This is a genomic window from Streptomyces sp. NRRL S-1022, from assembly GCF_000720135.1.
Lineage (GTDB): Bacteria > Actinomycetota > Actinomycetes > Streptomycetales > Streptomycetaceae > Streptomyces.
In genome coordinates, this window is record NZ_JOIU01000029.1 from 69,967 (window position 1) to 92,743 (window position 22,777).

The 22,777-nt window shown below is 72.4% G+C and carries 20 protein-coding genes; 11 read left to right on the forward strand and 9 right to left on the reverse strand.

All coding sequences use genetic code 11. The annotated features are described in order from the left end of the window. The first annotated feature begins 57 nt into the window (after positions 1–57). The 3 genes from IG05_RS0134040 (at position 58) to IG05_RS0134050 (ending at position 5,426) form a co-directional block, all read left to right on the forward strand. Complete coding sequence (locus IG05_RS0134040; RefSeq protein WP_030347928.1) at positions 58–1,653, forward strand: MGH1-like glycoside hydrolase domain-containing protein; 1,596 nt, start codon at positions 58–60, stop codon at positions 1,651–1,653. Then, entirely contained in the window at positions 1,650–3,587 is a 1,938-nt protein-coding gene (locus IG05_RS0134045) for a glycogen debranching N-terminal domain-containing protein (RefSeq protein ID WP_030347929.1), read from the forward strand. Before IG05_RS0134040 ends, IG05_RS0134045 begins: the two co-directional genes overlap by 4 nt. Positions 3,588–3,665: 78 nt before the next feature. Beyond that, positions 3,666–5,426 carry a CDP-alcohol phosphatidyltransferase gene (locus IG05_RS0134050; protein ID WP_420707646.1) on the forward strand — a complete coding sequence of 587 codons (1,761 nt, stop codon included), beginning with the start codon at positions 3,666–3,668 and terminating at the stop codon, positions 5,424–5,426. A gap of 249 nt (positions 5,427–5,675) precedes the next feature. Here the strand turns inward: IG05_RS0134050 and dusB are convergent, their stop codons facing one another. Then, complete coding sequence (gene dusB / locus IG05_RS0134055) at positions 5,676–6,809, reverse strand: tRNA dihydrouridine synthase DusB (RefSeq protein ID WP_030347931.1); 1,134 nt, start codon at positions 6,807–6,809, stop codon at positions 5,676–5,678. Between the two features lie 141 nt (positions 6,810–6,950). On the opposite strand from dusB, the gene IG05_RS0134060 reads away from it, so the two are divergent. Continuing rightward, entirely contained in the window at positions 6,951–8,402 is a 1,452-nt protein-coding gene (locus tag IG05_RS0134060) for an MFS transporter (RefSeq protein ID WP_030347932.1), read from the forward strand. A gap of 99 nt (positions 8,403–8,501) precedes the next feature. Further along, complete coding sequence (locus IG05_RS0134065; RefSeq protein ID WP_051790544.1) at positions 8,502–8,825, forward strand: hypothetical protein; 324 nt, start codon at positions 8,502–8,504, stop codon at positions 8,823–8,825. Positions 8,826–8,853: 28 nt separating this feature from the next. On the opposite strand, the gene IG05_RS0134070 is transcribed toward IG05_RS0134065, so the two are convergent. Continuing rightward, positions 8,854–9,738 carry a helix-turn-helix transcriptional regulator gene (locus IG05_RS0134070; RefSeq protein ID WP_030347934.1) on the reverse strand — a complete coding sequence of 295 codons (885 nt, stop codon included), beginning with the start codon at positions 9,736–9,738 and terminating at the stop codon, positions 8,854–8,856. 100 nt (positions 9,739–9,838) lie between these two features. Between IG05_RS0134070 and IG05_RS0134075 the strand changes: the two genes are divergently transcribed. Then, positions 9,839–11,266, forward strand: a complete 1,428-nt coding sequence (locus IG05_RS0134075) for an MFS transporter (RefSeq protein ID WP_030347935.1) — start codon at positions 9,839–9,841, stop codon at positions 11,264–11,266. Positions 11,267–11,576: 310 nt separating this feature from the next. Here the strand turns inward: IG05_RS0134075 and IG05_RS0134080 are convergent, their stop codons facing one another. After that, the gene (locus tag IG05_RS0134080) at positions 11,577–12,176 is read right to left on the reverse strand and encodes a TetR family transcriptional regulator (RefSeq protein WP_030347936.1); all 600 of its coding nucleotides are present in this window, start codon (positions 12,174–12,176) and stop codon (positions 11,577–11,579) included. Between the two features lie 25 nt (positions 12,177–12,201). After that, the gene (locus IG05_RS0134085; protein ID WP_030347937.1) at positions 12,202–13,212 is read right to left on the reverse strand and encodes an aldo/keto reductase; all 1,011 of its coding nucleotides are present in this window, start codon (positions 13,210–13,212) and stop codon (positions 12,202–12,204) included. 176 nt (positions 13,213–13,388) lie between these two features. Here IG05_RS0134085 and IG05_RS0134090 point away from each other — a divergent pair, with 176 nt between their 5' ends. Then, positions 13,389–14,435 (forward strand): chitinase, encoded by a 1,047-nt coding sequence (locus IG05_RS0134090; RefSeq protein ID WP_030347938.1) that lies wholly within the window; start codon positions 13,389–13,391, stop codon positions 14,433–14,435. Between the two features lie 67 nt (positions 14,436–14,502). Here the strand turns inward: IG05_RS0134090 and IG05_RS0134095 are convergent, their stop codons facing one another. Continuing rightward, positions 14,503–15,885: a glycine--tRNA ligase gene (locus IG05_RS0134095; RefSeq protein ID WP_030347939.1), complete on the reverse strand. Its 1,383-nt coding sequence runs from the start codon at positions 15,883–15,885 to the stop codon at positions 14,503–14,505. 161 nt (positions 15,886–16,046) lie between these two features. Between IG05_RS0134095 and IG05_RS0134100 the strand changes: the two genes are divergently transcribed. From IG05_RS0134100 to IG05_RS0134115, 4 genes are all read left to right on the forward strand, one after another. Next, positions 16,047–17,024, forward strand: coding sequence for a metal ABC transporter substrate-binding protein (locus IG05_RS0134100; RefSeq protein ID WP_030347940.1), 978 nt, complete (start codon positions 16,047–16,049; stop codon positions 17,022–17,024). Positions 17,025–17,035: 11 nt separating this feature from the next. Continuing rightward, a complete protein-coding gene (locus IG05_RS0134105; RefSeq protein ID WP_030347941.1) occupies positions 17,036–17,806 on the forward strand; it encodes a metal ABC transporter ATP-binding protein in 771 nt (256 codons plus the stop codon). Beyond that, entirely contained in the window at positions 17,806–18,708 is a 903-nt protein-coding gene (locus tag IG05_RS0134110) for a metal ABC transporter permease (protein ID WP_030347942.1), read from the forward strand. The genes IG05_RS0134105 and IG05_RS0134110 overlap by 1 nt, the downstream gene beginning before the upstream one ends. Before the next feature lie 62 nt (positions 18,709–18,770). Beyond that, the gene (locus IG05_RS0134115; RefSeq protein ID WP_030347943.1) at positions 18,771–19,181 is read left to right on the forward strand and encodes a Fur family transcriptional regulator; all 411 of its coding nucleotides are present in this window, start codon (positions 18,771–18,773) and stop codon (positions 19,179–19,181) included. 55 nt (positions 19,182–19,236) lie between these two features. On the opposite strand, the gene IG05_RS0134120 is transcribed toward IG05_RS0134115, so the two are convergent. From IG05_RS0134120 to IG05_RS0134135, 4 genes are read right to left on the reverse strand one after another with little or no spacing between them, the layout of a single operon-like run. Then, positions 19,237–20,562 (reverse strand): histidine-type phosphatase, encoded by a 1,326-nt coding sequence (locus tag IG05_RS0134120; RefSeq protein ID WP_030347944.1) that lies wholly within the window; start codon positions 20,560–20,562, stop codon positions 19,237–19,239. A 38-nt stretch (positions 20,563–20,600) separates the two neighbouring features. Next, the gene (locus IG05_RS0134125; RefSeq protein WP_030347945.1) at positions 20,601–21,449 is read right to left on the reverse strand and encodes an isoprenyl transferase; all 849 of its coding nucleotides are present in this window, start codon (positions 21,447–21,449) and stop codon (positions 20,601–20,603) included. Between the two features lie 18 nt (positions 21,450–21,467). Further along, a complete protein-coding gene (recO, locus tag IG05_RS0134130; protein WP_030347946.1) occupies positions 21,468–22,214 on the reverse strand; it encodes a DNA repair protein RecO in 747 nt (248 codons plus the stop codon). 60 nt (positions 22,215–22,274) lie between these two features. After that, on the reverse strand, positions 22,275–22,490 hold the full coding sequence (locus IG05_RS0134135) for a hypothetical protein (RefSeq protein WP_030347947.1): 216 nt from the start codon (positions 22,488–22,490) through the stop codon (positions 22,275–22,277). Positions 22,491–22,777 lie beyond the last annotated feature (287 nt).

The window sequence follows — 22,777 nt, forward strand, 5'->3', positions numbered from 1 at the left end:
AACTCTACGGTGGCCGCAGCCGAACCCGCGCGGCCGGACGTCTTCGGGGAGCCCCGAGTGGACCGCACCGCCCAGCTCACAGCCCGTCCCGCCGAGCGAGAGACCGCGTACGATCCGCCGGCCGCGCCCACGGCCACCGCGTCGCTGCACGCCGGAGCGGCCGAGGTGCTGGAGGCGAACTGGACGGGCGGCTCCACCGTGCCGTCCCGGCACCTGTACCCCCACCAATGGTCCTGGGACTCGGCGTTCATCGCCATCGGGCTGCGGCACCTGTCGCCGCTGCGGGCCCAGACCGAGCTGGAGACGCTGCTGGCCGCGCAGTGGGGTGACGGTCGCGTCCCGCACATCGTGTTCAACCCCTCCGTACCGCTCGACGCGTACTTCCCGAGCCCCGACTTCTGGCGCTCCGCCACCGCAGGGCGCGGCGCGGGCGCCCCGCGCACCGTACAGACGTCCGGCATCGTGCAGCCACCGGTGCACGCGCTGGCGGCCTGGCTGGTGCACCGCGCCGACCCCGGCCTGTCCGCGGCCCGCGGCTTCCTGGCCCGGGTGTACCCGCGGCTGGCCGCCTGGCACCGGTATCTGCTGCACCGGCGGGACCTCGGCGGCGGCGGCCTGGTGTCCGTGGTCCACCCTTGGGAGCAGGGCATGGACAACAGCCCCTGCTGGGACGCCCCGCTCGCCCGGATCACCCCGGCCCCGGCCCGCTCCTTCCGCCGCGCCGACCTCGACCACGGGGCGGCCGAGGACCGGCCGACGGACCTGGACTACGGGCGGTACGTGCGGCTGGCCACGGACTACCGGGACGCGGGGTACGCCGACGGGCAGGCGGAGTTCGCCGTGGAGGACCCGGCGTTCAACGCACTGCTCATCGCCTCCGAGCACGCCCTCGCCCGCATCGCCGGGGAACTGGGCGCGACCGGCTCCGCCCGCCGGGCCCGCGCCGAACGCCTGACGGCGGCACTGGTGGAGCGCCTGTGGGACGAGCGGTCCGGCATGTTCCTGTGCCGCGACCTGCGGGGCGGCACCGCGCCCGCCGACCACACGGCCTCCGCCCCCCAACCCGGCACCCGCAGCCCTGGTCCCGGCCCCGAACCCGGCACCCGCAGCCCCGGCCCCGGCACCCGCGGCCTCGACCCGGGCCCCGGTCTCGTTCCCGAGCGCAGTGTCTCCGGGCTGGTTCCGCTGCTGGTGCCCGGGCTGCCGCGGGACGTCGTCGCCGCGCTGGTCCGCACCGTGGGCGGGCCGCACTTCTCGGTCGGGGACCGCACCCGGCTGGTGCCGAGCTACGACCTGCTCGGCGAGGCCTTCGACCCGCACCGCTACTGGCGCGGGCCGGCCTGGTTCAACACGAGCTGGCTGCTGGAGCGCGGGCTGCGCACGCACGGCGAGCGGGAGCGGGCCGACGCCCTGCGCGATGCGGTGCTGGAGCTCGCCGCCGCCAGCGGTTTCGCCGAGTACGTCGACCCGTACACCGGCGAGGCCTGCGGCGCCGCCGGCTTCAGCTGGACGGCGGCCCTGGCGCTCGACCTGCTGCACCGGCGGCCCACACCGCACGAGCGTCAAAAGCTGGACAAGAGCCCACAAAATGGCGCACCCCCCACGCGCACTGCACCGTTCGACAGGAGTGACAGAGGAGGGGACCGGGGATGACGGACCGGCATCATCTGCTCGTGCACGGCGCCACCTTCGCCGCCGTGGGCGACGGTGGCGACATCAGCGGGGTGCGGGGCGGCAGCCCCCCGGACGGGTTGTTCGTCCGGGACGCCCGGCACCTCAGCCGCTGGCAGCTCACCGTCGACGGCGCCGTGCCCGAGGTGCTCACCCCGGTGACGGACGGGGACGAGGCCCGCTGTGTGCTGGTCCCGCGCTGCGGCCGGCAGGAGCCCCCGGCGCACACCCTGTTCCGTGAACAGGCAGTCGGGGACAGCTCGTTCGTGGAGTCCGTCAAGGTGACCAGCAACCGGCCGGTGCCCACCACCGTCCGGCTCGCGCTCACCGTCGACGCCGACTTCACCGACCAGTTCGAACTCCGCTCCGACCACCGCACCTACGTCAAGTCCGGCGCCGTACGCTCCCGCGAAGTCCTCGACGACGGCATCGAGTTCACCTACCGGCGCGCCGAATGGCGGTCCTGTACGACGATCAGCGCCGACCCGCCCCCCGACGCCGTCGAGGAGACCGGCACCGGCGCCCGCCGCCTGGTGTGGACCCTCGACCTGGCCCCGCACGAGACGACCGAACTGCTGCTGCGGGTGATCGCCCGCCCGCACGGCGAGAGGCGCGCCGTCCGCGTACCCCGCGACCCCGCCGCCGTCCACGAGCAGGTCCTCGCCCGGGAAGCCGAGTTCATGGAGGGCGTGGCCTTCCCGACCGGCTGGCCCGAGCTGGCCGCGGCCTGCGCCCGGGGCCTGGCCGACCTGGCGGCGCTCCAGGTCCCGGCCACCGGACCGGACGGCGAGGACGTGCGCGTACCGGCGGCCGGCGCCCCCTGGTTCCTCACCCTGCTCGGCCGCGACGCCCTGCTCACCTCCCTGTTCGCCCTGCCCTACCGCCCGCAGCCGGCCGCCGCCACCCTCCTCGCCCTGGCCGCCACCCAGGCCACGGACACCGGCGGACGTCCGGTCGCCCAGCCCGGCAAGATCGTGCACGAGGTGCGGCACGGCGAACTGGCCCACTTCGGCCAGGTGCCGTTCGCCCGCTACTACGGCTCGGTCGACGCCACCCCGCTGTTCCTGATCCTGCTCGGCGCGTACGTCGAGCGGACCGGGGACACGGAGCTGGCCCGCCGGCTGGAGCCGAACGCCCGGGCCGCGATCGGCTGGATGCTCGACCACGGCGGCCTGACCTCCCGCGGCTACCTCGTCTACCGCGCCGACGAGGGCGGCCTCGCCAACCAGAACTGGAAGGACTCCCCCGGCGCGATCTGCTGCGCCGACGGCACCCGGCCCACCGGCGCGGTGATGGCGGCGGGCGCCCAGGGCTACGCGTACGACGCGCTGCGCCGCACGGCGGGGGTGGCGCGGGCGGTGTGGGCCGACGAGACGTACGCCGCGCTGCTGGAGCAGGCCGCGGCCGACCTCCGGGACCGTTTCCAGCGGGACTTCTGGATGCGGGAGCAGTCCTTCCCGGCGCTGGCGCTGGACGGCCGGGGCCGGCAGATCGACGCGCTGGCCTCCGACGCCGGGCACCTGCTGTGGTCGGGGCTGCTGGACAAGGAGTACGGCGAGGTGGTGGGCCGGCGGCTGCTGGAGCCGGACTTCTTCTCCGGGTGGGGCGTCCGCACGGTGGCCTCCGGCCAGGCGGCGTACCACCCGCTGTCCTACCACCGGGGCTCGGTCTGGCCGCACGACAACGCGCTGATCACACTCGGGCTCGCCCGGTACGGGCTGCACGACGAGGCCCGCGCGGTCGCCCACGCGCTGGTCGACGCGGCGACGGCGGGCGGGCACCGGCTGCCGGAGGCCCTGGCGGGGTACGCCCGCGCCCCGCACACCACACCGGTGCCGTACCCGCACGCGTGCGGGCGGGAGGCCCGGTCCGCAGCGGCGCCGCTCGCCCTGCTGACGGCGGTCGGGGGCGCCTGAGCCGTACCGCCGGCCGGGTTGACCAGGTGTTTGCCCGGCCGGGTGAACGAGGGCTGCCGGGGCGTCGTACGGGAGGGCATGAGTGCGCTCCAGTCAGCCGAGGACGTGGCCGAAGAGATCACCCAACCCGCCCCACGCCCGTCCCGCCGCCCCTGGACCGTCTGGTCCGCGTGGCGGCGGCGCTGGCGCGAACGGCATCCCGCCGCCGCGCGGACCCTGTCCGTGTCCGTGACCGTGCTGGCCGCCCTGCTCGTCGTCGCCGCGCTGGTGATGCCCAACACCGTGGTCCGGCTCGGGCCCGCCAAGTTCCTGCGGATACCGGCCGAGGCGGTCATCGGGGCCGCGGTGCTGCTCGCGCTGCCGCGGCGGCCCCGGGTCGTGGTGGCGGCGCTGTCCGGGGTGCTGCTCGGGGCCATGACCGTGCTGAACGCGCTCGACATGGGGTTCAACCAGTACCTGGGCCGCAACTTCAACGTCGTCCTGGACTGGAGCCTGTTCGGCGACGCTGAGTCGTACCTGGAGGACTCCCTCGGCCGCACGGCGACCCTCGCGGCCGTGGGCGGGGTGATCGTCCTCGTGCTGCTGCTCTTCGTGCTGCTCGCCCTGGCCATGGTCCGGCTGGGCAACCTGCTGGGCCGGCACCCCGCCACCGCGACCCGCGGCACCCTGGTCGCCGGGGTCGTCTGGATCACCTGCTCCTCCCTCGGCCTGCAGATATCCGGCGTGCCGATCGCCTCCGACCGGACCGCGAACGCGCTGAAGATCCAGGCCCGCCGGGTCTCGGACACGCTGAAGGACGAGGCGGAGTTCCGGAAGGTGGCCCGGGTCGACGCGTTCGGGAACACGCCGGGCGGTCAGCTGGTGCCCGACCTGCGCGGCAAGGACGTGATCTTCACCTTCATCGAGAGCTACGGCCGCAGCGCGATCGAGGACCCGATCATGGCGCCCGGCGTGGACCGGACGCTCGACGTCCGCACCAAGGCCCTGGCCGAGGCAGGTTTCCACGCCAGGAGCGGATGGCTGACCTCGGCGACCTACGGCGGCAGCAGCTGGCTCGGCCACTCCACCACCATGTCGGGCCTGTGGATCAGCAACCAGCAGCGCTACCGGACGGTCATGGCCAGCGACCACCTCAGCCTGACGGAGGCGTTCCGCAAGACCGGCGCGTTCGACACGGTCGGTGTCATGCCGGGCGTGCAGAAGGGGTGGCCGGAGCAGAAGTGGTACGGCCTGGACAAGGTCTACAACGCCTTCCAGCTCGGCTACCGGGGGCCGAAGTTCAGCTGGTCGACCATGCCCGACCAGTACGCGCTCCAGCAGTACCAGGAGCGGGTGCACAGCAAGCCGGCGCCCGCCGGGAAGACGCGGATGTCGTTGCTGATCCTGACCTCCAGCCATCAGCCGTGGGCGCCCATCCCGAAGATGGTGGACTGGGACCGGCTCGGTGACGGCTCCGTCTTCAAGGGCATCGAGGCGGCGGGCAACAAGGCGGCCGACGTCATCGCCGACAGCACCAGGTCCCGCGAGGAGTACGGCAAGTCGATCCAGTACTCGGTGACCGCGCTGACCGAGTGGCTGGAGCGCTACGGCACGAAGGACACCGTGCTGGTCTTCCTCGGCGACCACCAGCCCATCTCCCGGGTCAGCGGCGACCACGCCAGCCGTGACGTGCCGGTGTCGGTCGTCGCCAAGGATCCCCGGATGCTCGACAAGATCGCCGACTGGAACTGGACGGACGGTCTCCGCCCGGCCCACGACGCCCCCGTCTGGAAGATGAGCTCCTTCCGGGACCGCTTCCTGACGGCCTACGGCTCAACCCCCCACCCAAGCACCAGCTGACCCCGCCCCCAACCAGCCGACCGAGCCGAACGGGGGGCGACACCTTCCCAGCCGACCGAGCCGGGCGGGGACGGTCCCCTGCCAGCCGACCGAGCCGGGCGTACGCGGCCCCTTTCCAGCCGACCGAGTCGGGTGGTGGGTGGGCGAGGCCGGGGTCCAGGGGCGGAGCCCCTGGCGGGGTCTGGGGCGGAGCCCCGGGGAGGCCCGCCCCGGCGCCCGAGGCGAGGTCGGGGGCGAGCCCAGGGCCGCTCAACCGCCGGACGTGTCCAGCTCCGCGTCCTCACTCACACCCGCACAGTCGTACGGATCCTTCAGCCACCCGTCCGGCAGCACCACCCGGTTGTTCCCGGACGTCCGCCCCCGCGGCCCCTCCGCCCCGACCGGCCACCCCTGCTCCAGGTCCAGCTCGTCCAGCCCGGCCCGCAGCTCCTCCAGGGACGACGTGATCGCGAGCCGCTTGCGCATCTCGGACCCGACCGCGAAGCCCTTCAGGTACCAGGCGACGTGCTTGCGGAAGTCGACCACGCCCTTGGACTCGTCGCCGATCCACTCCCCCAGCAGCGTGGCGTGCCGCACCATCACGTCGGCGACCTCCCGCAGGGAAGGCCGTACGGCATCCTCCAGCCGCCCCTCGAACGCCGCCACCAGGTCCGCGAACAGCCACGGCCGCCCCAGGCAGCCACGCCCCACCACGACCCCGTCACAGCCGGTCTCCCGCACCATCCGCAGCGCGTCCTCGGCCGACCAGATGTCGCCGTTGCCGAGCACGGGGATCTCCGGCACGTGCTCCTTCAGCCGGGCGATGGCGTCCCAGTCGGCGGTGCCGCCGTAGTGCTGGGCGGCCGTGCGGCCGTGCAGGGCGATGGCCGTCACCCCTTCCTCGACGGCGATGCGGCCGGCGTCGAGGAAGGTGATGTGGTCGTCGTCGATGCCCTTGCGCATCTTCATGGTCACCGGCAGGTCACCGGCCCCGGACACCGCCTCGCGCAGGATCGCCCGCAGCAGGTTCCGCTTGTACGGCAGCGCCGACCCGCCGCCCTTGCGCGTCACCTTCGGCACCGGGCAGCCGAAGTTCAGGTCGATGTGGTCGGCCAGGCCCTCCTCCGCGATCATGCGGACGGCCTTGCCGACGGTGGCGGGGTCGACGCCGTACAGCTGGATCGAGCGCGGCTGCTCGCTCGCGTCGAACTTGATCAGCTGCATGGTCTTGTCGTTGCGTTCGACCAGCGCCCGGGTGGTGATCATCTCGCTGACGAACAGCCCCTTGCCGCCACTGAACTCCCGGCACAGCGTGCGGAAGGGCGCATTGGTGATGCCCGCCATGGGTGCGAGCACGACGGGCGGTGTCACGGCGTGCGGGCCGATGGAGAGCGGGTGGGTCATCGTCAGGGCTCCGGAGCGGATGGACGGCACAGGGACACGGAACAAGGTCCCATTGTCCCTCACCCGGCCGGCCGCCCGAGCAGAGATCATGTATGACTCATTAGTTAGACGCACTATTGATTCGGGCGTACGATGGGCCGCATGCCAGAGCTGAGCCCTCGCCGACGCCTGCTCGTGCTCGCGATCTGCTGCATGAGCCTGCTGATCGTGAGCCTCGACAACACCGCGCTGAACGTGGCCCTGCCCTCGATGCAGCGCGACCTGCACGCCAGCACCTCGGGACTGCAGTGGACGATCGACGCCTACACGCTCGTGCTGGCGTCGCTGCTGATGCTCGCGGGCTCCACGGCCGACCGGATCGGACGCAAACGCGTCTTCATGACGGGGCTGGTGGTGTTCACCGTCGGCTCCGCGCTCTGCTCCCTAGCCCCGAACCTGGAACTGCTGATCGTGTTCCGCATGGTCCAGGCGGTGGGCGGCTCGATGCTCAACCCGGTCGCCATGTCGATCATCACCAACACCTTCACCGATCCCCGGGAACGCGCCCGCGCGATCGGCGTGTGGGGCGCGGTGGTCGGCATCTCCATGGCGGCGGGTCCGCTGGTCGGCGGGCTGCTGGTGCAGTCGGTGAGCTGGCGCGCGATCTTCTGGGTGAACCTGCCGGTCGGCCTGGCGGCCCTCCTGCTCACCCTCCGCTTCGTCCCCGAGTCCCGCGCGCCCCGGGCCCGCCGTCCCGATCCGGTGGGCCAGCTGCTGGTGATCGCCCTGTTCGGCGCGCTGACGTACGCGATCATCGAGGCGCCGGCGTCGGGCGCCGGCCCGGTCGCGCCGTTCGCCGCGGTCGCAGTGGCCGCCCTGCTGGCCCTGCTCTGGTACGAGCCCCGGCGCGAGGAACCCCTCATCGACCTGCGGTTCTTCCGCTCGGCCCCGTTCAGCGGTGCCACGGTGATCGCGATCAGCGCGTTCGCGGCGCTGGGCGGCTTCCTGTTCCTGTCCACCCTGTACCTGCAGAACGTGCGCGGTCTCGACGCCCTGCACGCGGGCCTGTGGATGCTGCCGATGGCCGCGCCGACCTTCCTGTGCGCCCCGCTCTCCGGCCGCCTGGTCGGCAGCCGCGGTCCCCGTCTGCCGCTCCTGGTGGCGGGTACGGCGATGACCGCGAGCGGCATCCTGTTCGCCGCGTTCGAAGCGGAGACGGCGAACGCCACCCTCCTGCTCGGCTACGTCCTCTTCGGCATCGGCTTCGGCTTCGTGAACGCGCCGATCACCAACACCGCGGTCTCGGGCATGCCCCGCGCCCAGGCGGGCGTCGCCGCCGCCGTCGCCTCCACCAGCCGCCAGCTGGGCCAGACCCTCGGCGTCGCGGTGGTCGGCGCGGTCCTGGCCTCCGGCATAGGCTCCGCCTCCTACCGCCGGACCTTCGTCACGGCCGCCCGCCCCGGCTGGTGGATCCTCACCGCCTGCGGCCTCGCAGTCCTCCTCCTGGGCCTCCTCACCAGCGGCCACTGGGCCCACCGCACCGCCGAACGCACAGCCGCCGCCCTGGAACCCACAGAACCCCGCCACCCCGTGGAAACCGCCGAGCGGGCATAGGGCCCAACGCCCGGTCACAGTCGTTCGGACGGCGCCCAGTGGAGAGCGGAGAGCAGTCTCGCCGTCGGACAGAGCGGCGCTCTGGAGGACGGGGCCGGGGTGTGCACCGTCAAGGTGGACGGGGACACGGTGCTGGACGTGAGCGGGGAGCGGATCGATGCCGGTGACTCCGCGCGGAACATCCTGAACGGCCGGCTCTCGATCCAGGAGCAGAAGTCCGCGGCGAACGGTTCGATCGCGTACGCCGATCACGCCGCCGTGTCGCTGATCGCCTGCCGGGGTGCCGGTTCACCGGACGAGGACATCAGCACGCTCGTCAAGGTCCTCACGCCGGGGCGGGCGAACGAAGCGGCCATGAAGGAGTTGATTCAGGGGTGCACCCGGTCCCTGGAGGAGCAGGACCCCTGCAAGAGCAGGTCATGACAGGGAGAGCCGCCGGTCGCGTGGAGCGTCAGGGGCGGGGTGTCGCGCGCGTCAGCTCGTACAGCCGGTCCAGGCGTTCGCGGGTCTCCTCGTTCCGCGGGGTGTAGGTCACCATCCGGGCGCCGGCCTCGGGGAGCAGCCACAGGTCCGTGTGTTCCAGGGTGAGCAGGCCGACGTGGGGGTTGAGGAACTGCTTGATCCTGGAGCGGGTGGCGACCACCTCGTAGCGCTGCCAGTTCTCGCGGAACGCCGGGGACTGCTCCAGCCGTTTCAGGAGCATCTTCCAGGCGGGCTCGCCGAGATGGCCGGCCATGGCGGCGCGCAGCCGGGCGGCCATCAGGCGCTGGGTCTCCTCCAGGTGGACGACCGCCGCCTGCCACTCCTTGCTGGTGTGGACGAGGAGCATGCAGTTGCGGTCCTCGGCCGGGACCGCGTCCAGGTCGCCGAGGAGGCGGCCGTAGGTGCGGTTGTAGGCGAGGATGTCGTACCGGCTGTTCTGGATGCAGGCCGGGATCGGCTCCAGCCGGGTGAGCATCTCGCGCAGGGCGGGCGTGACGCCCGGGCAGTTCGCGGCCGGGGTGGGGTCGGTCTGGCCGGCCAGCTGGAAGAGGTGGGCGCGTTCGCCGGCGTCGAGGCGCAGGGCGCGGGCGAGGGCGTCCAGGACCTGCACGGAGACCTGGATGTCGCGGGCCTGTTCGAGCCAGGTGTACCAGGTGACGCCGACCGCGGAGAGCTGGGCGACCTCCTCGCGGCGCAGCCCGGGGGTGCGGCGGCGGGCGCCGCGCGGCAGGCCCACCTGCTCCGGTGTGATGCGCTCCCTTCTGCTGCGCAGGAACGCGGCCAGCTCGTGCCGGCGGATCTCCGCTCCCCGGGCCGGCTGCGGCAGGGCGGTCTCCTGGGCCATGGTCGTCATGGATCCAGGGTGCCGGTTCGGTCAGCGTGTTTCCAGGTACTTCCGCTACCAGGATCAGAAGACTCTGGTACCCGTCTGAGCGGTGCCGCAGGCTCGGGGCATGAGTGAAACCGTCACCGCCCCCGCCGCCCGGCCGACGGCCGCGCCGCCCGCGCTCGGCGCGCTCGGGCTGTTCACCGTCCTGCTCGGCGCCGCACTGCCGCTGGTCGACTTCTTCATCGTCAACGTGGCCCTGCCGGCCATCGGCGCCGACCTCGCCGCGGGCGAGGCCGTGCTGGAACTGGTGGTCGCCGGGTACGGAGTCGCGTACGCCGTGCTGCTCGTGCTCGGCGGCCGGCTCGGGGACCTGTTCGGGCGCCGGCGGCTGTTCCTGGGCGGCATGGCCGCGTTCGGGCTCACCTCGCTGGCCTGCGGGCTCGCACCCGGCGCCTGGAGCCTGGTGGCGGCCCGGGTCGCGCAGGGCGCCTCGGCCGCCGCGATGCTGCCGCAGGTGCTCGCGACCATCCAGGCCACCACGAGCGGCGCGCGCCGCGCGAAGGCCATGAGCCTGTACGGCGCCACGGCCGGCCTGTCCATGGTGGCCGGGCAGATCCTCGGCGGGGTGCTGGTCGCCGCCGATGTAGCCGGCACCGGCTGGCGGGCGATCTTCCTCGTCAACGTCCCGGTGGCCGTGCTGGGACTCGTCCTCGCCGCCCGGCACGTGCCGGAGACCCGGTCGCCGCGCCCGGAGCCGGTGGACGGCCCCGGCACCGTGCTGCTCGCGGTGTCCCTGCTGACGCTGCTCGCGCCGCTCACCGAGGGCCGGGCCGCCGGCTGGCCGCTGTGGACCTGGCTGTCGCTGGCCGCGTTCCCGTTCGCGGCGGGCGCGTTCTGGGCGGTGGAGCGGCGGGCGGACCGGTCGGGGCGGACGCCGTTGGTGCCGCCGAGCCTGTTCCGGGTGCCGTCCATGCGGCACGGTCTGGAGCTGCTGCTGCCGTTCTCCATCGGCTTCAGCGGGTTCATGTTCGTGATCGCGCTGGCGTTGCAGCAGGGCGCCGGGCTCGGTCCGGTGCGGGCCGGGCTCGCGCTCGCGCCGATGGCCGCGGCCTACCTGCTCGTCTCCCTCGCCGGACCCCGGCTGATCGCCCGCCACGGCACCCGGGTGGTCACGGCCGGTGCCGTGGTGCAGGGCGTGGGCCTGCTGCTGATCCTGGCGGCCGCGTGGCGGGACTGGCCGCACCTGGGCATCGCCTCCCTGCTGCCGGGTGCGGCGGTGGCCGGGGCCGGTCAGGCGCTCCAGCTGCCCAATGTGATGCGGATCGTGATGTCCGAGGTGCCGGCCGCCCGGGCGGGTGTCGGCAGCGGTGTGATGGTCACCACGCAGCAGTCGGCGCTGGCCCTGGGCGTGGCCACGCTGGGCACCCTGTTCCTGACCCTGGTGCCGCACCTCGGCATGCGGGACGCGCTGGTCGCCACGCTGCTGGTGCAGCTGGCCGGTCCGGTACTGACCGGCCTGCTGAGCCTGCGGCTGCCCCGGACGGTCGGCTGAGCCACAGCTGCCTCGGACGGTCGGCTGAGCGCGGGGCCCGGCGCGGACGATCCGCTGAGCCACAGCTACCCCGGACGATCCGCTGAGCGCGGGGCCCGGCGCGGACGATCCGCTGAGCCACAGCTGCCCCGGACGATCCGCTGAACGCGGGGCCCGGCGCGGACGATCCGCTGAGCCACAGCTACCCCGGACGATCCGCTGAGCGCAAGGCCCGGCCCGGACGGTCCGCCGCCCGGTCGAGCCCCGCCGGTGCCGACCGCCGTGACCCCACCGGTGCCGGCCGTCCTCACCCCGCCGGTGCCGGCCGCCCTCACCCGGCCGGTGTGCCGAGGCCCCGGGTCAGCAGGTCCACCACCGCGGTGAACTCCTCCTCGATTCCGGGGCTTTCCCAGTCCCGGGCGTAACAGGGGTCGTGGAAGCGGCCGGTGGCCTGGAAGACGGCCCGGGCGGCGGTGGCCGGGTCGGTGACCCGGAAGGCGCCGGTCTCCGCGCCGGCGGCGATGATCCGGGTGAGCTGGCCGGTGAGGTCGGCCACGTGCTCGCGGACCACGCCGCCGAGTTCCCCGGCCAGCACGGTGTAGGTGGCGAACAGTTCGGGATCGTCGCCCGCCTTGTGCCGCTTGGCGGCGAACAGGGCGGCGAGCCAGTCCCGCAGCCGCTGCTCCGGCGACCGGTCGCCGGCGCCGGCGATCCCGGCGAGGCGCTGCGAGGTCCGGTCCAGCCAGCGCTTGGTGACCGCCTCGCGCAGCGCCGCCTTGGTACGGAAGTGCCGGTAGACACTGCCGTGGCTGACGCCGAGCGCGCGGGCCACGTCGACCACGGTGGCCTTGGCCGGGCCGTGGCGGCGCAGCACCTCCTCGGTGGCTTCGAGGATGCGCTCGGCGGTCAGGGTCTCGCTGGTCGGTGGCATGCCTAGACGGTACCCGGCGCGCCGGTCACCGCTCGCTGTCGAGCAGGGCCATCTGTTCCGAGGCGTACCGCTCGCCGGCCGCCGCGTCCGCCGGTACGGCGCTCTCGATGGCGGCGAGGTCGTCCGCGTCCAGCGTCACGTCCAGGGCGCCGAGCGCCTCGCCGAGCCGCTCGCGGGTGCGGGCGCCGATCAGCGGCACGATGTCCTCGCCCCGGGAGAGCACCCAGGCGATGGCGACCTGCGCGACCGTGACGCCCTTCCGTCCGGCGATCTCGCGCAGGGACTCGACGAGCGTGAGGTTGTGCCGGAGGTTGTCGCCCTGGAAGCGGGGCGAGTGGGCGCGGAAGTCGTTCGCGGCGAACTGCCGGCCGGCCGTGACGTGGCCGGAGAGCAGTCCGCGCGAGAGCACGCCGTACGCGGTGACGGCGATGCCCAGTTCCCGGAGCGTGGGCAGGATCTCCCGCTCGGGACCGCGGGAGATGAGCGCGTACTCGATCTGGAGGTCGGCGATCGGGGCGGTGGCGGCGGCCCGGCGGATGGTGTCGGCGCCGACCTCGCTCAGTCCGATGTGCCGGACCCAGCCCTTCTCGACCAGTTCGGCGATCGCGCCGACGGTCTCCTCGATCGGCACGTCCGGGTCGAGCCGGGCCGGGCGGTAGACGTCGATGTGGTCGACGCCGAGGCGCTGCAGGGAGTAGGCGGCGGAGTTCTTCACGGCCGCGGGGCGCCCGTCGAAGCCGGACCAGCCGCCGTCCGGGTCGCGCAGGGCGCCGAACTTGACGCTCAGCAGCGCGTTCTCGCGCAGGGCGGCCGGGGCGGTGCGCAGCGCCTCGGCGATCAGCAGTTCGTTGTGGCCCATGCCGTAGAAGTCGCCGGTGTCGAGCAGGGTGATGCCGGCGTCCAGGGCCGCGTGCAGGGTGGCGACCGACTCGGCGCGGTCCGCCTCGCCGTACATGCCGGACATGCCCATGCAGCCGAGGCCGAGGGCGGAGACCTGGGGGCCGGTGGTGCCGAGGGTTCGGGTTCGCATCGTCATGGCTCCACCTTGGCATGACAGCTGACAGATTTCAATATCTGTCACTCCAATCTTGTCACCCATGCCGTCGACCACCTCGCTCGGATGGATTGGTCCAGACCTATTGACGGGAGGTCTGGACCACGCGCACTGTCATGCCTACGACACCTCGCCGCACCCCCACCGGGAGGCCTCGCATGATCCGACGTCTGCTCGCCGCCGCGCTCACCGCGGCGTTCCTCGCCCCCCTGGGCATCGCCACCGCGCCCGCCGCCTCCGCCGCCGCCGACACCTGTGCGGTGAAGCCGAGGCCGGCCGGCAAGGTGCTTCAGGGCTACTGGGAGAACTGGGACGGCTCCGCCAACGGGGTCCACCCGCCGTTCGGCTGGACCCCGATCACCGACTCCCGCATCCCCGCCCACGGCTACAACGTGATCAACGCGGCCTTCCCCGTCATCCGCTCCGACGGCACGGCGCTGTGGGAGGACGGCATGGACGCCGGCGTGAAGGTGGCCACGCCCGCCGAGATGTGCGCGGCCAAGGCGTCCGGCCAGACGATCCTGCTCTCCATCGGCGGGGCGGCGGCCGGCATCGACCTGTCGTCCTCCGCCGTGGCCGACCGGTTCGTGGCGACGATCGTCCCGATCCTGCAGAAGTACAACTTCGACGGCATCGACATCGACATCGAGACGGGCCTGGTCGGCAGCGGCAGCATCGGCCGGCTCTCCACGTCCCAGGCGAATCTGATCCGCATCATCGACGGGATCCTGGCGCGGATGCCGGCGGGCTTCGGCCTGACGATGGCACCGGAGACGGCGTACGTCACCGGCGGCAGCGTCACCTACGGCTCGATCTGGGGCGCGTACCTGCCGGTCGTCAAGAAGTACGCGGACAACGGCCGCCTGTGGTGGCTGAACATGCAGTACTACAACGGCAGCATGTACGGCTGCTCCGGCGACTCCTACGCGGCCGGCACCGTACAGGGCTTCACCGCCCAGACCGACTGCCTCGACAAGGGCCTGGTGGTCCAGGGCACGACGATCAGGGTGCCGTACGACAAGCAGGTCCCGGGCCTGCCCGCCCAGCCCGGCGCCGGCGGCGGCTACCTGGCACCGTCACTGGTCTCCCAGGCCTGGAGGCACTACGGCACGTCGCTCAAGGGCCTGATGACGTGGTCGGTCAACTGGGACGGCGCGAAGAACTGGACCTTCGGCGACAACGTCAAGGCGCTCCAGGGGCGCTGACCGGGCGCGGACATGCGTATGCCGGACGGGCCCGGCCGCTCGGCCCGTCCGGCATACGAGGGTGTGACTAGGCGCCGATCAGGCGGCTGGCCAGGTAGCCCTCGATCTGGTCCAGCGACACGCGCTCCTGCTTCATGGAGTCGCGCTCGCGCACCGTGACGGCGTTGTCCTCAAGGGTGTCGAAGTCGACGGTCACGCAGAACGGCGTACCGATCTCGTCCTGGCGGCGGTAGCGCCGGCCGATGGCGCCGGCGTCGTCGAACTCGATGTTCCAGTGCTGGCGCAGCGCCTGGGCGAGGCCCTTGGCCTTGGGGGACAGCTCCGGGTTGCGGGAGAGCGGGAGCACGGCGACCTTCACCGGGGCGAGGCGGTGGTCGAGGCGCAGCACCGTCCGCTTCTCCATCTTGCCCTTGGCGTTGGGCGCCTCGTCCTCGACGTAGGCGTCGAGCAGGAAGGCCAGCATGGTGCGTCCGACACCGGCCGCGGGCTCGATGACGTACGGCGTCCAGCGCTCGCCGGCGTCCTGGTCGTAGAAGGAGAGGTCCTGGCCGGAGGCCTTGGAGTGCGCGGAGAGGTCGTAGTCGGTGCGGTTCGCGACGCCCTCCAGCTCGCCCCACTCCGAACCGCCGAACTGGAAGCGGTACTCGATGTCGGCGGTGCGCTTGGAGTAGTGGGAGAGCTTCTCCTTCGGGTGCTCGTACCAGCGCATGTTCTCCTCACGGAGACCCAGGCCGGTGTACCAGTTCCAGCGCTGCTCCATCCAGTATTCCTGCCACTGCTCGTCCTCGCCGGGCTTGACGAAGAACTCCATCTCCATCTGCTCGAACTCGCGGGTGCGGAAGATGAAGTTGCCCGGCGTGATCTCGTTGCGGAACGACTTGCCCATCTGGGCGATGCCGAACGGCGGCTTGCGGCGCGAGGTGGTCTGCACCTGGGCGAAGTTGGTGAAGATGCCCTGGGCGGTCTCGGGGCGCAGGTAGGCGACCGAGCCGGAGTCCTGGGTGGGGCCGAGGTGGGTGGAGAGCAGACCGGAGAACTGCTTGGGCTCGGTGAACTGGCCCTTGTTGCCGCAGTTCGGGCAGTTGACGTCCGCCAGGCCGTTCGCCGGGGCGTGGCCCTTCTTCTCCTCGTACGCCTCTTCCAGGTGGTCGGCACGGAACCGCTTGTGACACGAGGTGCACTCGGTCAGCGGGTCCGTGAAGGTGGCGACGTGGCCGGAGGCGACCCAGACCTCGGGAGCCAGGATCACGGACGAGTCGATACCGACGACGTCCTCGCGCGACGTCACCATGTAGCGCCACCACTGGCGCTTGATGTTCTCCTTGAGCTCGACACCCAGCGGTCCGTAGTCCCAGGCGGCACGCTGTCCGCCGTAGATCTCACTGCAGGGGAAAACGAAGCCACGGCGCTTGCTCAGGCTGACGATGGTGTCGATCTTGTCGGCGGCCACGGTGCTCTCTTCATTACGACGACGGGCGTTGAAGCGAGATGCTTCCAGCGAATGATTCAGGTTACCGGCGCAGGCTCCCCCACAACCAAATCGGCCCCCGCCCGAGACCACCTGGTGAGCGTTGTTGACAACGGTTTCCATGTTTGTTGAAAATGACTGTCATGAACGTACGACGACGCACCCGCGCCGGCGCGCGGCGCCTCATACTCGCCGCCGCGGTCGCCGCGGTCACCGCCCTCGCGGCCGGCACCCTCACCGGCTGCTCCGACAGCGCGGCAGCGGTCAGCACCTCCAAGTTCGACGTCGTCGCGTCGTTCTACCCGATGCAGTTCCTCGCCGAGCAGATCGGCGGCCGGCACGTCCACGTCACCACCCTCACCTCCCCCGGCCAGGAACCGCACGACCTGGAGATCAGCCCGCAGCAGATCGCCGCGCTGGAGGAGTCCGACGCGGTGCTGTACCTGAAGAACCTCCAGCCGTCCGTCGACGACGCGGTGGCCCAGTCGCCGGTCGGGACCAAGATCGAGGCGGGCTCCTTCACGACGCTGGAGGAGCACGGCAACGAGGTCGGCGGCCACGCGGCGGGGCACGACACCCACCAGGGCGAGGGGTCCGCCGGCAAGGACCCGCACATCTGGCTCGACCCCGAGCGCTACGCCCAGGTCGCCGAGGGCGTCGGCAAAGCCTTCGAGAAGGCCGACCCCGAGCACGCGGCCGACTACCGGAAGAACACCGTGAAGCTGGTCGGGAGGCTGGACGCCCTCGACTCCGCGTTCCGGCAGGGCCTCGCCCACACCCGGAGCAAGGTCTTCCTCACCACGCACGCCGCCTTCGGCTACCTCGCCGAGCGCTACGGCCTCACCGAGGAGGCCGTCAACGGCCTCGACCCCGAGTCCGAGCCGAGCGCCGCCCGGGTCCGGGACCTGGAGCGGATGGCCGAGGCGGACGGCGTCTCCACCGTGTTCTACGAGACGCTCGTCAGCGACAAGACCGCCCGGACCCTCGCGCACGACACGGGCCTGAGGACCGACGTCCTGGACCCGATCGAGGGCATCACCGACCAGTCCCGCGGCCGCGACTACCTCGCGGTCCAGCAGGCCAACCTCAAGGCGCTCCGGAAGGCACTGGGCGCCAAGTGACGGGAGACGACATGACCAGCCCGCCTGTCATAGCCCTGCGGGGGGTGACCGCCGAACTCGGCGCGCGTCCCGTCCTGCGCGGCATCGACCTCACCGTCGGCCGCGGCGAGGTCGTCGCGCTGCTCGGCGCGAACGGCTCCGGCAAGTCCACGGCGATCCGCACGGTCATCGGCCAGGTGCCGGTCAGCGGCGGCACCGTCGAGCTGTTCGGCACCCCGCGCCGGTCCTTCCGGGACTGGGCGCGCGTGGGCTACGTACCGCAGCGCACGACGGCTGCGGGCGGGGTCCCGGCGACGGTCACCGAGATCGTCTCCGCGGGCCGGCTGTCCCGCACCCGCTTCGGCGTCTTCCGCAGGAGCGACCGGGAGGCCGTGCGCCGGGCGTTGGAGCTGGTCGGCATGGCGGACCGCGCCAAGGACCCGGTGGACGCCCTCTCCGGCGGCCAGCACCAGCGGGTGCTGATCGCCCGCGCGCTCGTCGCCGAACCCGAGCTGCTGATCATGGACGAGCCGATGGCCGGGGTCGACCTGGCCAGCCAGGAGGTGCTGGCGCGGACGCTGGAGCAGCAGGTCGAGGCCGGTGCGACGGTCCTGCTCGTGCTGCACGAACTGGGCCCGCTGGAGCCCCTGATCGACCGGGCGGTCGTCCTGCGCGACGGCTGCGTGCTGCACGACGGGCCGCCGCCGCGCGCGGTCGGCCAGCACGCGCTGCCCGGCCACGACCACGTACACCCGCACGCACCGGCGGGCGCCGAACCGATCCGCACGGGACTGCTGAGCTGATGTACTTCCTGAACTACGCCTTCATGCAGCGGGCGCTGCTGGCCGCCGTGCTGGTCGGCATCACCGCGCCCGCGATCGGCATCTACCTGGTCCAGCGCCGCCAGGCCCTGATGGGCGACGGCATCGGACACGTGGCCATGACCGGCGTCGGCCTCGGCTTCCTGCTGTCCACGTCCCCCGTGTGGATGGCGACGGCCGTCTCCGTCCTCGGCGCGGTCCTGATGGAGCTGATCCGCTGGTACGGCCGGACCCGCGGCGACATCGCGCTGGCCATGCTGTTCTACGGCGGTATGGCCGGCGGTGTGATGCTGATCAACCTCGCGCCGGGCGGCTCCAACGCCAACCTGGTGTCGTACCTGTTCGGCTCCCTTTCGACGGTGTCCCCGTCCGACGTGACCGCGATCTGCGTGCTCGCCGCGTTCGTCCTGCTGGTCGCCCTGGGCCTGCGCCGCCAGCTGTTCGCGGTCAGCCAGGACGAGGAGTTCGCGCGGGTCACGGGGCTGCCGGTGCGGGCCCTGAACCTGCTGACGGCGGTCACCGCGGCCGTCACCGTCTCGGTCGCCATGCGGGTCGTCGGCCTGCTGCTGGTGTCGGCGCTGATGGTCGTCCCCGTGGCGGCGGCGCAGCAGCTCAGCCGCAGCTTCGCCGTCACCTTCGTGATCGCGGTGGCGATCGGCGTGGCCGTGACCGTCAGCGGCACGATCACGTCGTACTACCAGGACGTCCCGCCCGGCGCCACGATCGTCCTGCTGACCATCGCCGCGTTCCTCGCGCTGACCGTGCTGGCCGCCCCGCTGGCCCGGCGACGCGCCCGCGCGGCGGCCGCCGCCCAGCCCGCCGGCGACCCGGCGGAGTGCTCGATCCCGGCCGCGCGCGGGGCCGGCGAGGAGATCGGCGTCTGACCGCCGACAGCCCGGGCTGGCACAATGGCCCGGGCAGACGCCAGACGTGGAGGAGGCAACCGGTGACGACCGCTGGACCGCCCGTGAAGGGCCGCGCGACCCGCCAGCGGGCAGCCGTGGCGGCGGCCCTGGACGAGGTCGACGAGTTCCGCAGCGCGCAGGAACTGCACGACATGCTCAAGCACAAGGGCGACTCGGTCGGGCTCACCACGGTCTACCGCACGCTGCAGTCCCTCGCCGAGGCCGGCGAGGTCGACGTCCTGCGCACCTCCGACGGCGAGTCCGTCTACCGGCGCTGTTCCATGGGCGAACACCACCACCACCTGGTCTGCCGCGCCTGCGGCAAGGCGGTGGAGGTGGAGGGCCCGGCCGTCGAGAAGTGGGCGGAGGCCATCGCCGCGGAGCACGGCTACGTCAACGTGGCGCACACCGTGGAGATCTTCGGCACGTGTGCCGACTGCGCGGCGAGCTGAACGGCCGTCCCCTCGCGCGGTTCCCCGCGCCCTCCGAGGGCGCGGGAAGCCGGGCTCAGCTCCGCCCGAAGCAGCGCTCCAGCTCGTCGAGGTCGTAGAAGGCGCTGCCCTCGGCGATCGGACGGCATCCGGCCTTGAAGGCCGTCTCCTTCTCGTTGTAGAGCATCCGGACCAGGTACCGGTCGCCCTTGGCGAAGACGTCCCACTGGATGTTGGCTCCCAGCGGGGACACGTCCGCCCCGCGCCAGGGGTTGTCGGCGTACGTGTACGCCGTGCCCGGCTCCGCCGGCCGCGTGCTGCCCGGCAGCCTCATCAGCGCGGCCAGCGGGATGATCTCCTCGGCGTGGCTGAACCGCAGTTCGGCCCCGAGGCCGCTGGTGCCGGCCCGCTTGGCCTCGGCCTGCCGGAAGAAGTCGTCCAGCAGGACGTCCGCCATCCTGTAGGTGATGTCGCTGCCGGTGAAGCCGGGCCCCTTCTCGTAGAAGTCCTCGGCGTCGGAGACGTAGCCGAACCAGGCCGCGTCCTTGCGGGAGACGAAGCGCTCCATGCCCCAGCCCCTGCCCTCGGGGCTCTCCGCGCTCATCGCGGGGGCGATGGCGTACAGGTTGTAGACGGCCTGGGCAGCGCCCACCGGGTCGCCGATCCGCTCGACGAAGGGCTCCTCGAACAGCTTCCGCAGGACGCTGTTCGCGGTCTTGCGGGTCTTCGGCTGGTCGGTGATGCCGTGGAGGGTGTCCTTCAGGCGCTGGTCGTTCTCGATGTAGTCGCGGTAGGCGGCACCGCCCGCCGCCTTGTGGAAGTACAGCAGGTCCTTGTCGGTGCGCACCGGACCGATCAGCGGCTTCAGCGCGGGCTCGGCGCCGGCGAGGGCGTCGGTGAAGGCGGTGCCGCTGGCCACGGCCCGCCCCTGCCCGGAGCTGACGACGTCGATCTTCTCCCCGTCGTCGGCGATCTTCCTGAACAGGGACGGCAGCCGTCGCTGGAGCCGGACGGCCGTGTCCGCCATCTCCTGCCGGCCGCGCCCGCTGAGGTTGCCGTAGCCGGTCTTCGCCATGGCGGCCTGGAGTGCGCGGACGACGGGCCCGAACTCCTCCCCCGTGCCGGTGAGCCGCCCCTCCGCCTCGGCCTGCTCCCACAGCGCGAGGACCAGGTCGCCGTCCGCGCTGTCGCTCGCGGCCCGGGAGCCGTGCCGGGACACGTTCTCGGTGAAGACGGGCGCGAAACCGGCCGGGGGCCGCTGGTAGGTGTGCGGGTTCTGCCGCGGCGAGTAGGCCGCCTTCGTGCCGTAGCCCTCGCGGTGCGCGGGTCCGCCGGAGGCGTGTGCGGGCAGGGCGGTGAGCAGCAGGGCCCCGAGGGCGACGACGGGGGTGAGACGTCTCATGATCCGCATCCTCGGCGGCCCGGCTGAACGACGGGTGGCTAGGAGGTGGAATCACCCTTCATGGCGGCTTCCATGGCGAGCAGTTCCTCGTTCGGCACGGCCCCGCCGAAGCGGCGGTCGCGGGAGGCGAACTCCATGCACGCCCGCCAGAGGTCACGGCGGTCGAAGTCGGGCCACAGGACGTCCTGGAAGACCATCTCGGCGTACGCGCTCTGCCAGAGCAGGTAGTTGGAGGTGCGCTGCTCGCCGCTGGGACGCAGGAACAGGTCGACGTCCGGCATGTCCGGGTAGTACAGGTACTTCTGGATGGTCTTCTCGTTGACCTTCGACGGGTCGAGCCGGCCCGCCTTCACGTCCTCGGCGAGGGCCTGCGCGGCGTCGGCGAGTTCGGCGCGGCCGCCGTAGTTCATGCAGAAGTACAGGGTGAGCAGGTCGTTGCCCTTCGTCTGTTCCTGGGCGACCTGCAGCTCCTTGGCGACCGACTTCCACAGCCTGGGCATCCGGCCGACCCAGCGCACCCGGATGCCGAGTTCGTCGAGCTGGTCGCGGGTGCGGCGGATGAAGTCGCGGTTGAAGTTCATCAGGAAGCGGACCTCGTCGGGCGAGCGCTTCCAGTTCTCGGTGGAGAAGGCGTACAGGGAGATGTTGCGCACGCCGATCTCGATGGAGCCCTGGAGCACGTCCAGCACCCGCTCGGCACCGACCTTGTGCCCCTCGGTGCGGGGCAGCCCCCGCTCCTTGGCCCACCGCCCGTTGCCGTCCATGACGATCGCGACGTGGTTCGGGACCAGCTCACCCGGGAGCTTGGGCGCGCGGGCACCGGACGGGTGCGGTTCCGGCGCCTTGTACTCGCGCCGCTGGCGCCCCAGGATCCCGCGAACGACCATGTGCTTCTCGTCTCCCTCTTACTTCTCGACGTACCTGAGCGAACGCAGCCCGCGCTCCAGATGCCAGTGCAGGTAGGCGGACACCAGCCCGCTGCCCTCGCGGACGTACCGCGCCTCGCACGCGTCCGCCGTCTCCCAGTCTCCCGTAAGCAGCGCCCCGAGCAGTACCAGGGCCTGCGGGGACGGTACGACGCTGCCGGGCACCCGGCAGTCGACGCAGACGGAACCGCCGGAGGCCACCGAGAAGAACCGGTTGGGGCCGGGCATCCCGCACTTCGCGCAGGCGTCGAAGCTGGGCGCGTACCCGTTCACGGCGAGGGAGCGCAGCAGGAAGGCGTCGAGGACCAGGTGCGGCGCGTGCTCGCCCCGGGCGAGCGTCCGCAGCGCCCCGACGAGCAGCAGGTACTGCTGCACGGCCGGCTCGCCCTCGTGGTCGGTGAACCGCTCGGCGGTCTCCAGCATGGCGGTCCCGGCGGTGTACCGGGCGTAGTCGGTGACGATCCCGCCGCCGTACGGGGCGATCGTCTCGCTCTGCGTGCACAGCGGCAGGCCGCGCCCGATCAGCTCGCTGCCGCGCGCGAAGAACTGCACGTCGACGTGGGAGAACGGCTCCAGCCGGGCGCCGAACTTGGACTTGGTGCGCCGCACCCCGCGCGCCACGGCCCGCACCCGGCCGTGGCTCCGGGTGAGCAGCGTGATGATCCGGTCCGCCTCACCCAGCTTCTGGGTGCGCAGCACGATGCCGTCGTCGCGGAACAGACTCATGGCACCATTCTCGCCCATGCCGGGAGCGGCCCGGAGCGGCCGGGAGCGGTGCGCGGCGGCTCAGAGCGCCTCGCCGCGGCTGCGGGCGTTGGCGTGCGCGGTCGCCGCGCTCAGCCGTTCCGCCGGGCTCGCGGTGCGCAGCGCCCCCGGCTCCGCGTCCCACTCCCGTCCGCCGCCGTAGGGTCTGAGCTGTACGTACGGCCCCTCGTGCCCCATGACGATGCCGACCTTGCCGGTACGGGTGTCCACTACATGACTGCCGACGGCAGGCTTCACCACGCCACCCTTTCCTCCGCCTCTGCGCCCACGCCCACTGTGCTCCCCTTCCGCTCCGGATTTCACGCTTCGCACACCCAGAGTGACGCTGCGCGTCTACACTCGGCCGGAATGCCGGGGTACCGCGGCGCGGCGCACGGCGGGCACCGCTACTTTGCGTACGCACGTGGTGCGGCGGCGGGGTCGGCCATTCGTGTACGCCGTCTTGACCGCCCCCTGGACCCCTCCTATGGTCGCGCTACGGCAACGTAGGACGTAGGACGTCGTACCTCCCGGCGGAACCCGTC